Genomic DNA, 11,593 nt, shown 5'->3' on the forward strand with positions numbered 1-11,593 from the left:
GCTTTCGCAAGGCGCGCGCTCTATGCCGGGTTGACCGACCAGATGCAGCGCGGCGGCAAGCACTTCGGATTCGCCGAACAAGAGATCGGCGCGCGGCCCGCTGAGCAGCATCCGGTGCTGTGGTGACACGCGCAGATCGGCGGTGGGAAGCCCGTCACCCAATGCGCCCTTGCGGATCAGCACGGGTTGCAGCGTCGGGTTGGCCGCAAGCTCGCGCGCGTCAAGCACGCGCCGCCCGATCCAGCGGATGCGCTTAAAACCGTTGTCCCGCGTTAGCACCTTTTGCCCGACGCGCAGGTTTTCCACCGCAATCGGCCCGTCTTTGGTTTCGATCAGCGCGCCCGGGGTGAAACAGGGCACCTGAAGGATGTTCTCGATATTCGAGAATGTCGTGGTCTCGCCGTTGGCCCAACGGATCGTGCCGTTTTCGGGGTTGGTATCGAGCAGGATCTTGGCGCGACCGTTGATGACCAGCACGTCAACATCGCCGTTGCCGACATCTTCGCCGCCAACGATCACATCGCCCGCGCTTTCGCCGTAGTTCAGCGTGATCGTGTCAGACCCGGTGCCGCCATAGATCGTGTCTTGGCCCGCCCCGCCATCAAGTTGATCGTTGCCCTCGCCGCCGTCGATCAGGTCGTTACCCGCGCCACCATAGATGGTGTCATTGCCCGCCTCGCCGTAAAGCGAGTCGTCACCGCCGCGGCCATCGAGATAGTCGTTGCCAGCGCCCGCATAAAAGACGTTCGTGAAAGGGTCAGACGGGTCAGCCGAGAACCCATCATAGCCTAGCAGCGTGTCGTTATAGGCAGAACCGATCAGGCCATCGACACCCGAAAGCGTATCACCCGCGGCATCGCCACCAGTGCCGGTGCCTGCCAAAAGATCAACATTGACCCCCGCTGTAGAGGCGGAATAGTCGGCATAATCCATGCCTTGCCCGCCGCTGAGAACATCGGCACCGGCCCCGCCCGTAAGCGTGTCATTGCCCGCGCCGCCGACCAACGAGTCGTTGCCAGCACCGCCGAGCAAAAGGTCATTGCCGTCGCCGCCCAGCAAGGTGTCGTTTTCGGTACCGCCATCAAGCGTGTCGTTGCCAGCGCCGCCGTCCATGTAGTCGGCACCCGCCTCGCCGTACATCAGATCATTGCCGTCGCCGCCATACATCGTATCGACACCCGCGCCACCGTAGATCGTGTCGTTACCGGTGCCGCCGTCGAGCGAGTCGTTGCCATCGCCACCAAGCATACTGTCGTTGCCAGCGCCGCCGATGAGCGTGTCGTTTTCGGTGCCGCCATCGAGTGTGTCGTTGCCCGCGCCGCCATCGATGTAATCGGTACCGGCATCGCCCATGAGCCAGTCGTCACCCAGACCGCCCGTGATGGTATCGTTACCATTGCCGCCCGAAACGGTGTCGTTGTCAGTCGGCACGGCCTCGAACAGGATGTCCGAAATTACGACAAGCTGCCCAGCAGAAAGCCCGTTCGAGTAGTCGATTTCAAAATAGGAAACCGGCCCCGGAATCTCGATCAGCACCGAACCGCCAGCACTGCTGATCGAGTCGCCATTGGGACCTGCGGTGATCGTGTTGCCAGAAACGGTATCATCGCCCGCGGGCGTGATATTGACCGTAACCGGGTTTCCCGCCGCGTCGTAGGCGCGGATGGTCATGATATCTTGCCAGCCGCCAGAATCGATGTCGTTCAAGCGGAATGCGACGTTCACAACCTCGTCCGCAAAGCCCGCGTCAGCAACCGATGAAAAGGCAACCTTGACGGTAGCGGCAAGGCCCGCGCCGCTCGCGTTAATCTGCGCGCCCGAATTGGTCGCGAATGTCTCGCCCGGTGCGACGTATTGGGTTGCGCTGGTTTCGACCTGAAAACTCGTCGCGGGGCCGTGGTCGGTATAGGTGACGGTCGCGTTGATGCCACCGGTGTTTTGCGTGTAGGTGTTGCCGATATTGGTGCCGTCGTTGCCGCGGCTGCTCCAATTCAGGTACAATGGGGTATTGGAAAGCGTCTCTACGCCAGCTTCGATATAGTCGTTGCCGCCAGCGCCGCTGATCGAGTCGTTGCCTGCCAAGCCGGTCAGCGTGTCTGCAGCGCCGCCGCCTCTGAGATCGTCATTGCCGCTTGTGCCAGTTCTGACAGCCATTTAGTTCGAAGCCCCATAACCAAGTATTCGGTATGGAAAGACTGCGGACCAATTGCGTCAGAATTCCGGTAAATAAGTGCTATTGTAGTGAATACACGCACCAATGCCGGCCCAAGCGGGGGCCGCGATCAGCCTGCGTCAACAGCCACAGCTTCCGGGCGGACCGAGGCAAAAACATCAGCCGCATCGCCCTGCAAAGCAGGAACCTTGGCCAAAATCTCGGCACGCGCTGCGGGCGCGAGTGCTGCCAGCCGCGCCGCTGAAGGCTGGAAACTTTCGCTCCACGCGCCTTCGGAAAGCACCAATTCGTGCCGGTCGAGCAGAAGCTGCACATATTCGACGTGCGGTGCATCGACCCTTGTGACGCCCTCTCTGCCAAGCAGCGCGCGTGCCTGCCAAAGCCGTTCGGTCTCATCAGTCAGGCGCTGGCCGGGCAAGGCTGCAAGAAAGCGATGGTTCGGCGAAACAAGCATGTCGGCGGCAGGAACGCCGTCACCAAGCGCCCCGGCGGCAATGCGGATTGGGCGCAGCGCCGGGTTCAGCCCAAGCTCGCGCCAGCCAAAGCGCCGCCGCCCGACCCAATGCACCGCTTGCGGCCCATGATCGCGGGTCAGCACCCGTGCACCTACTTGCAGGTCACCCGCCAGTTGCGGGCCAGTTTCTGTCGCAATCGCGATCTGCGGCGTGAAACAGGGAAGTGCGGCAACAAACTCGCTAAGCCGGACAGCTTCGCCCCCGAACCCATCGGCATCGGCAGGGCGTAGCCAGCCTTCGTTACGCTCGTAAGACGTGAACGCGAAACGCATGGCAACGAAAGCCGCATCCGGGGATGCGGTTTCAGATTGCTCATGTTCACGGCCCCCCGCTGGCAGGCGAGAATGATGCAGCATTTATGTCACCTTCTTCAGCGCAATACGCGCAGGAAAAGAGTGCCCCCAAGGTCAGAGCTTAGGCGGTATTGCCAAATCCGCATAGCTGAAATGCCTGAAATCCGACCTAATTTCGTCACAATTCTGTTTCGCCGCAAGAAACGGGCGAGGCACCAATGGCGCCTCGCCCATGCGCCCGTTGCCGGGCGGCCCCCAGGTGGAACTTACCGGCTTAACGAGCCAGTAGCGCCGCCTCATGCTTTTTCAGCGTCCGACGCGCCGCGCCATAGCTTTCAACACCTTGTTCGGTCTGAAGCTCTGGGAACAGCTCGAAGATCTCGTTGCGCTGCGCATTGCCCATACCGCCAAGTGTCTGGTCGCCCGGCTGGAAACTTTCGGTCCAAGCACCGTTGGCCAGCACCACTTCGTGGCGATCGAAGAGGAAGTGCAGGTAGGTCGTGCCCAACACTTCAACCGACAGAACACCCTTGTTATCAATCAGATGTTTGGCAGCCACCAGCACCTCGTGCTCTTCGAAATAAAGCGCGGTGCGGTCGTTGGCGACCAGCATCCGGTGGTTCGGGCTGACCAGCATGTCGCGCTCGGGCAGGCCGTTGCCAAGGCTTCCGGCGCGGATCAGCACAGGGCGAAGATGCGGCGCGGCAGACAGTTCGGCGCGGTCCAGCACCCGCTTGCCGACCCAGCGGATCTGCTGCAAGCCGTTGTCGCGGGTAATCACCCGGTCGCCTGCGCGCAGCTCTTCCACCGCCACCTCGCCTCGCGGCGTTGCCACCAGCGTGCCCGGCGTGAAGCAGGGGATGACATTCTCGATATTCTTGAACGTCAGCACACCCTTGACCGCACCGCCAACCCCGTCGAGGAACTGCACGGTGCCGTTTTCCGCATTGGAAGGGTCATAGACCACGCGCAGCGGACCGGAACCCGTCAGATCCAAGGTATCGACATCGTCGCCTTCTTCATTGCCGTCGATAACGTCGCCAAGCCCGGCGGTGTTGCTACCGACGATAAAGAGATCGCGGTCGGCGCCGCCGGACATGCTGTCCGCACCTTCGCCGCCAATGATCGTGTCGTTGCCCGTGCCGCCATAGATCGTATCTTCGTCGATACCACCGTCGATGTAGTCATTGCCGGCATCGCCGTAGATCAGGTCGTCATCATCCTGACCGAAGATCTTATCGTTGCCTTCGCCGCCGTGGATGGTGTCACGGCCGTTGTCAGGCACGAGGTCGGTGGCGTCAGGAATGTTCAGGCTGTCGGGATAGGCAGGATCAAGCCCGCCATAAATCGTGTCATCGCCCGCGCCGCCCTCGATATAGTCAGAGCCTTCACCGCCGACGATGAAATCGTTGCCCTCGCCGCCAAATACCGTGTCGCGGTCGAAGCCTGCGTCGATTACGTCATTGCCGCTGCCGCCATCGATCCAGTCGGCATCGTCACCGGTGATGATGGTGTCATTGCCCGCGCCGCCATACACCGTGTCGCGGTCGTTGAGCGGGTCGGCATCTGCCGGGAACAGGCCGGGGTAGCCAAGGTCTGGCAAGGGGGTCGCGCCGCCACCCGAGGTGTTGATGTAATCATCACCGTCACCGCCATCGGCAAAGTCGTTACCGTCGCCACCCGAAATCCAGTCGTTGCCCTGATTGCCTACCAAACTGTCGTTGCCCGAGCCGCCATCGAGCGTGTCAGCGGCGTTCCCGCCCAGCAATGTGTCATTGCCCGAACCGCCATCCAACATGTCTTCGCGCGGCCCGCCCAACAGCACATCGTCGCCCGCGCCACCATAAAGCGTATCAAGGCCCTGCCCGGCATCGAGCGTGTCGTTGCCGTCGCCGCCATACAGCACGTCATTGCCGTTGCCGCCCGAGATGTAATCGTCGCCGGCTTCGCCATAAAGAACGTCATTGCCGTCTTCGCCGTAGACCTCGTCATTGCCGAGCCCGGCATAAACGGTGTCGTTGCCATCGCCCGCCAGCACGATATCGTCTTGCGGCGCTTCGCCGGGCAGAAGGGCATCGGAGTTGTCGATCATGTCGCCTTCGGGATCGCCCGTGTAGGCAAGGTCGATCAGATCATCGCCAGTCGTGCCCTCGACAATGCCATCGCCTTGGTCGGCAATGACTTTTTCGATGTTCACAAAGTTCAGCGTACCGGTGACATTGCCTTCAGCATCCAGAAACTGCACGGTGCCGTTTTCAGAGTTCGACGGATCGTATTCGATGCGCAGCGGGCCCGCGCCGGTCAGATCGAGCACGTCGAAATCATCGCCACCCTCGCCGCCGTCGATCATGTCGCCCGCACCGGCTGCGCCGGAGGCAACGATGAAGGTGTCACGGTCGTCGCCGCCAGACATATTGTCGGCACCCGCGCCCCCGGTCAGCAGATCGTCGCCGCCTTCGCCGTAAAGCGTATCGTCGCCCTCTCCGCCGTCGAGCGTGTCATTGCCGGGAATCAGATCGACGATCACCGGCTGCTCGATCACCGCGCCATTCAGCGTGAAGCCAGAGTTGACCTCGCGCGTGGTCAGGGTGAACTCGATGAAATCCCGGTCTTCAAACGCCGCCGAGAACCACGCATCCTGATCGGATGGGTCGTTTTGCTCGGTCCCCGTGGCGGTAATCATGCTGCCCGCGGTCAGGTTGAGCGAGGTATCTGAGGTCAGACCATAGTTGGTGAACTGCGAGGCCGGGATACCGACCTTTTCAGCAAACTGAGTCTTGTCGAGGTCGCCAAAGGTGGCAATCGACGAAATCGAGATCGGCTCACCGGTCGCTTGGTCATAAAACTCCAGCCTGAAGCTCGCGGTCTTGCCTGCGTCCGATGAATCGTTGTTGGCGTTAAGCAGGATTTCCTTGCCTGCGCCGCCGGTCAGATCGACGTTGAGACCGCTCGAGCGGTCAACCAAGACCAGCTTGGCCATCACCACGCGCCCGTCTTCGGTTACGGTCACGTTCTTGTAGATGACGCTGTCACCCGCGTTGGCCTGCCCGTCGCAACCCGTTTGCGAACCCGATTTGACGTTGGCCGCCGAAAGCGTAAGCGGATCAGCCACGTTTGCAGGCGTTTCGCCGCCCGACCCGGCAATGTCGCCCCAGATCACATCGTTGCCAGTGCCACCGGTCAGGCTGTCATCGCCCGAACCACCCAGCAACGTGTCGTCGCCAGTGCCGCCATCCAGCGTGTCATTACCTTCGCCGCCTGCGAGGCTGTCGTTGCCCGCCTCGCCGTAAACGAGGTCATCCCCCTCACCGGCGCGCACGTCATCATCGCCTTCACCGGCGTAGATGGTGTCATTGCCAGCGCCAGCCTCTACGATATCGTCTTGCGGCGCCTCGCCGGGCAGGATCGCGTCATTATTGTCGATGCGGTCGCCATCGGGATCGCCAGTATAGTTGGAATCGATCAGGTCGGCCCCATCCGTGCCCTCGACGATTCCGTCCAGCGTAACCACAGGCGGCAGCGAGGTGGTGGCAAGGTCTTTGTAATAGACCGAGGGGCAATCGCTCGACAGCTTGATGACATCATAGGTCACGCCCGGTTGCATCGGGTCTTCCGAAACGAAGCCGATGACATTGCCGTTCATCGAAATCGCGTAAAGCTTGATTTCATCGCTCTTGTCGGTCGAGCCGGCCGGGCGAACGACATAGGAATACTCGGCATCAAGCTCGCTGGGTGCGAAGGTCTTGCCATCAAGCGAGACATTGGATTTCGTAAGCTGATCGGAGTCTTCGTCATTCAGCTTCTTGTCTGAATCGGTCATCCCGATCTGGGTCAAGCTTGCCGAGGACGCGATCGTAAAGCTCATTCCCGCTGGCTTTGACACGCCGTCTTCGGTGTCAGGAAAGACATTTCCGCTCGTGGTAACCGCGGCAAGGTCCCACGCATAAATCGTATAGTCTTGTGCAATATTCGAATAGCCCATGTCATCTCTCCAATCCGCCCGACGGCGACCACCTGATCCGTGCGATTTGCGTCTTTGACGCAGGTTCTACATGGCCAGGCAGTTCATCCCCTTAACCACACCCATGGAAATGACAGGCATGCTAGGCGGGCTGGAAACATGTCTTCTGTGCCACCCAAAAGCGGTGGCATAGCCCGTTCTGAGCCTAGAAGATCATACGAGGCAGCAGATCGCCCCGTTCCTTAGCAGCACCGTTCCGTCAAACCTGCATCCTCTGGATGCATTGCTCGTACCTGACCACCCCCATGGCCAGTTGCCCCCCAATCGGGCTATTCAGGGATACCGCGCGACCCCTGTTCTCGGAAGGGAAAAATGCATCAAACGTGGCACAACTACGGCGACACTGCGGCGGCGGTGGCCAGAATTAACCGCAATCCGGCCCGAATGATGGCACGATTGTTTCCTGCGCCAAACATACATGCGCCAGCCGACATTCACTTTAGACTAAGTTTAATAGGGAATTAACACGGGGCAAGCCTGCGCCTGACCAGCGTTCAGGAATCGCTTGTGGCCGATTGTTTCGTTTTTAGAAACGCGCGAACACGCGGCGTGCGCCACGGGCTGCCCTGAAAAAGTCGCAAAGTGGTTAGCGCGATTGTTCAAGGTTTTCAACCAAAGTGCGCAATTTTGCAGCACTGTTCGTGCTGGAAGGTGCCGCGTCGAATCGCAAAAGCCGCACAACCGATTCGGCGTCAAAAGCGGTTCTGTCTGGCGAAGCTGCGGCGTATCAGCGCTGCAAGCGCGCAAATTGCGCCTGTCTAGCTACGGATAAGCGATGGTGCCCAAGGTCGGACTCGAACCGACACGCCTTGCGGCGGGGGATTTTGAGTCCCCTGCGTCTACCATTTCGCCACTTGGGCCCGGCACCTGCATTAGCGCCGCTTACCGGCGGTGGCAAGTGGCTCGCGTGCTTGACGACGCACGCGTGGCGCGCGAAGGGAGGCAGACCGAACAACAGGGGTGCCCATCGTGGTAATGATCCGCAAGCTTTACGATCTGGTGCTGGGGCTTGCCGGGCACCGCCATGCGCTTTGGGCGCTGATCCTGATTGCCTTCATAGAAAGTTCGGTATTTCCGATCCCCCCTGACGTGCTGATGATTCCGATGATCGTGGCGCGGCCATCGCGCGCATTCCTGATTGCTGGGGTGGCCACGCTCGCCTCGGTCGCGGGCGGGATGCTTGGCTATTACATCGGCTGGGGGTTGATGGATGCGGTTGGCCGCCCGCTACTCGATTTTTACGGCGCGCAAGAAAACTTCGATACGCTTGCAACGCGATTCAACGATTATGGTGCCTGGGCCGTGATGATCGCCGGGGTGACGCCCTTTCCCTACAAGGTCATCACCATCTTTTCAGGCGCAACACAGCTTTCGCTGCCGCTGTTTGTCACGGTTTCGTTTATAGCCCGGGCCTTGCGCTTTTTTCTCATAGCGGCTTTGTTGTGGCGGTTCGGCGCACCGATGCGCGATTTCATCGAGCGGCGCTTGGGTTGGGTGTTCATCGTGTTCTTCGTGGTGCTGATCGGCAGCTTCTACTTTGTGAGATACCTATGAAAACTCTTCGCCAGATCTACGCCAAGCTCTCGGCCTCGCGGCTGCGGCTGATGGTATTGGCAGCATCAGGGTCTGCGACGTTGCTCGCGGTCGCCTATGTGTTTCAGGCGTTGGGATATGTACCCTGCCAGCTTTGCTGGTGGCAGCGATATCCGCATATGCTGGCCGTGGCGGTAATAATTGTGGCGCTGGTTTGGCGGCCGTCTGCACAGCTTGCTTGGGTCGGGGCGCTTGCCGCACTCGCGACCGCGCTGATCGGCATCTATCATACCGGGGTCGAGCAGAAATGGTGGCCCGGGCCCGACACCTGCACCGCGGGCACGCTTGGCGAGCAAAGCGCGCAAGATTTGCTCAACCAGCTGATGGCAACGCCGATGGTGCGCTGTGACGAGGTCGCGTGGAGCTTGATGGGCATTTCGATGGCCAGCATGAACGCGATAGCCTCTTTTGCCCTGATGGCCATCTGGATCGCGGCGGCGCGGCGCAAATAGGCACCGGCGTTAACCAAACGCCACATGGTGGCCGTAATCCGGCCCGAATTGCATGCCACAAAAGGGGCGTAGTTAATTCGGAGAGCCGCCGTGCTGCTGACATTTGACACTCTCGCCGTGATCTTGATGCTTCTTGCCGTAACGGGCGAACTCGGGCGGCTGACCCTTTTGTTCAATGCACCTGCCGCAGATGACGATGATGCAAAAGCGAAAACCACGCGAGACCAAGGTTCCGTCGCCGCTGAAGCCTGATCTGGCCGCGTTTACGCTTTCGTAACATTTCTGGGCTACGCAGTTTTCAGTGGCGTAGCGATTAACAGCACGGGTGGTGTACTACCCGTGCTTTTTGCTGCTGATTTCGGCATGATGGCGCGCTTTGGTCACACGGGGGCCGCGTCGGCACCGCCGCCGTGGCCCGAGTTTGCAGCACGAAAACCCAGACCACGCGCAGGCAGCTTACGGGACCGAAGAAGGATCAAGCCTGCCCCTGCCGACGCAACCTCCGAGTATCGGTGCAGCCCGGTGGACCGGCCAAGCCCCATCGACCCCTATATCTTTTGGCCGTTGCAGCGACCGCAGGATATGATTCGTATCATACGGCACAAATGCGACATTTCCGATGCGACAGAAACGCCGAACGCACGAGGCAGAGTGCCGCACGCGCGCACTGTGGCCAAAGCAATGGCGCAAAACATCTTGTCTCGATTCACCTGCGCTCCCATGTTAACGGCGAGCGACCCGATGGCACAGCCAGCGGGTGCAATCAGACAACAGGCTGTAAATGACCTCTGCAACCCCACCAGATTCCACCGCTGACGACGCTTACGACGCCGATCTTGGCTGCGTGGCGATTGCGCCTGCCGAGATGATGGGGCGCGCGCAATTGGCTTCGACCTTCCTCAAGGCGCTCGCGCATGAGGGGCGGCTGATGATTCTGTGCTATCTCACCTCGGGTGAGAAATCGGTGACAGAACTCGAAAACCTGCTGGAATCGCGGCAGGCCGCAGTCAGCCAACAGCTTGCGCGGCTACGCCTTGAAGGGCTCGTAACCTGTCGGCGCGAAGGCAAGGCGATGTATTATTCGCTGTCAGACCCCAAGGCCGAACAGGTGGTGGCGCTGGTTTACGATCTATTCTGCAAGGCACCCTGAACCGGGTCAGCCGCTGCAAGTTACCTCGCGCGAGGTGCTGCCGGGTGCATTGTTGATCTCATAGCACCGCTGCTTGCCGTCATCGCCCACGCAGGTTTGCCAGCTTGTTCCGTTGCCCTGATCCATCCAGCCGGTGCAACTGGGCTCGCCAAGCGCCAAAGTGGGTGCAAGCAAGACCCCGATCATGGTTGACGCCGCCGCAAGGCGTATACCGTACCGCATGATGTCCTCCACAACAGTGCCCGAATGGGCACAGGCGCATGATACGCCTCTGCGCCGCGCGCGTAAAAGCCATTGATGTTTCGGCCGGTCTTTTCGCGCGCGCCCCGATGCGCTACAGCGACGCCAGACCCTGCCAGACGAGGCCCGCCATGCACGACATTCGCGCCATCCGTGAAAACCCAGCCGCTTTCGATGCCGCCTTGGCGCGGCGCGGCCTTGCGCCTGCCTCGCCTGCCATCCTCGCGCTTGACGAAGACCGGCGCGGCAAGATCATGGCCGCAGAAACGGCGCAGGCCGAACAGAACCGCGCCAGCAAAGAGGTTGGTGCCGCCAAGGCACGTGGCGACGACGCAGAGTTCGAGCGCCTGCGCGCACTGGTGGCTGATAAGAAAGCCGAGATCGCGCGGCTGACCACAGAGGCAAGCGCCGAAGACGCTGCCCTGCGTGACATGCTGATGCGGATTCCGAACCTGCCGCTGGATGAAGTGCCAGATGGTGCAGATGAACACGGCAACGTCGAAATCCGCCGTTGGGGCACCCCGCGCGCTTTCGATTTTGCGCCGGTAGAGCATTACCAGATTGCGGGCGTCGCCAAGGCGATGGATTTCGAAACGGCTGCCAAGCTTTCCGGCTCGCGCTTCGTGGTGCTGTCGCGCGGGGTCGCGCGTATCCACCGCGCGCTTGGCCAATTCATGCTGGATCTGCACACCGACAAACACGGGCTGACCGAGATGATCACCCCGGTTCTGGTGCGCGACGAGGCGATGTTCGGCACCGGCAACCTGCCCAAGTTCGCCGAAGACAGCTATCAGACCACCAATGGCTGGTGGCTGATCCCGACCGCCGAGGTGACGCTGACCAATACGGTTGCGGGCGAGTTGCTTGATGAGGCGGCGCTTCCGATCCGCATGACAGCACTGACCCAGTGCTTCCGGTCCGAGGCAGGGTCGGCGGGCAAGGATACCTCGGGCATGTTGCGCCAGCATCAGTTTGAAAAGGCCGAAATGGTCACGATCTGTGCGCCCGAGGAAGCACTGGCCGAACACGAGCGCATGACAGCTTGTGCCGAGGCGGTGTTGCAGCAACTGGGCCTGCCCTATCGCACGATCGTTCTGTGCACCGGCGACATGGGCTTTGGCAGCCAGAAAACGCATGACCTAGAGGTTTGGCTTCC

General features: G+C 60.7%; 9 protein-coding genes and 1 tRNA gene. 5 read left to right on the top strand and 5 right to left on the bottom strand.

Annotated features, from left to right (window positions below):
* From ABY403_RS07795 to ABY403_RS07810, 4 genes are all read right to left on the bottom strand, one after another.
* The coding region (locus ABY403_RS07795; RefSeq protein ID WP_372840205.1) for a Hint domain-containing protein at positions 1–2,154 on the bottom strand (2,154 nt) is incomplete at its 3' end.
* Between the two features lie 128 nt (positions 2,155–2,282).
* Complete coding sequence (locus ABY403_RS07800; RefSeq protein ID WP_372840206.1) at positions 2,283–3,044, bottom strand: Hint domain-containing protein; 762 nt, start codon at positions 3,042–3,044, stop codon at positions 2,283–2,285.
* A 211-nt stretch (positions 3,045–3,255) separates the two neighbouring features.
* On the bottom strand, positions 3,256–6,963 hold the full coding sequence (locus ABY403_RS07805; protein WP_372840207.1) for a Hint domain-containing protein: 3,708 nt from the start codon (positions 6,961–6,963) through the stop codon (positions 3,256–3,258).
* 815 nt (positions 6,964–7,778) lie between these two features.
* Positions 7,779–7,862 (bottom strand) — tRNA-Leu (locus ABY403_RS07810).
* Between the two features lie 115 nt (positions 7,863–7,977).
* Here ABY403_RS07810 and ABY403_RS07815 point away from each other — a divergent pair.
* From ABY403_RS07815 to ABY403_RS07830, 4 genes are all read left to right on the top strand, one after another.
* Positions 7,978–8,556, top strand: a complete 579-nt coding sequence (locus ABY403_RS07815) for a YqaA family protein (RefSeq protein WP_372840213.1) — start codon at positions 7,978–7,980, stop codon at positions 8,554–8,556.
* On the top strand, positions 8,553–9,047 hold the full coding sequence (locus ABY403_RS07820) for a disulfide bond formation protein B (RefSeq protein WP_372840208.1): 495 nt from the start codon (positions 8,553–8,555) through the stop codon (positions 9,045–9,047). The genes ABY403_RS07815 and ABY403_RS07820 overlap by 4 nt, the downstream gene beginning before the upstream one ends.
* Positions 9,048–9,137: 90 nt before the next feature.
* Positions 9,138–9,299, top strand: coding sequence for a hypothetical protein (locus ABY403_RS07825; RefSeq protein WP_372840209.1), 162 nt, complete (start codon positions 9,138–9,140; stop codon positions 9,297–9,299).
* A gap of 529 nt (positions 9,300–9,828) precedes the next feature.
* Complete coding sequence (locus ABY403_RS07830) at positions 9,829–10,197, top strand: ArsR/SmtB family transcription factor (protein ID WP_372840210.1); 369 nt, start codon at positions 9,829–9,831, stop codon at positions 10,195–10,197.
* A 6-nt stretch (positions 10,198–10,203) separates the two neighbouring features.
* On the opposite strand, the gene ABY403_RS07835 is transcribed toward ABY403_RS07830, so the two are convergent.
* A complete protein-coding gene (locus ABY403_RS07835; RefSeq protein ID WP_372840211.1) occupies positions 10,204–10,419 on the bottom strand; it encodes a hypothetical protein in 216 nt (71 codons plus the stop codon).
* Between the two features lie 149 nt (positions 10,420–10,568).
* On the opposite strand from ABY403_RS07835, the gene serS reads away from it, so the two are divergent.
* The coding region (gene serS, locus ABY403_RS07840) for a serine--tRNA ligase (protein ID WP_372840212.1) at positions 10,569–11,593 on the top strand (1,025 nt) is incomplete at its 3' end.

The sequence above is a fragment of the Phaeovulum sp. genome (genome assembly GCF_041596715.1).
GTDB lineage: Bacteria > Pseudomonadota > Alphaproteobacteria > Rhodobacterales > Rhodobacteraceae > UBA6213.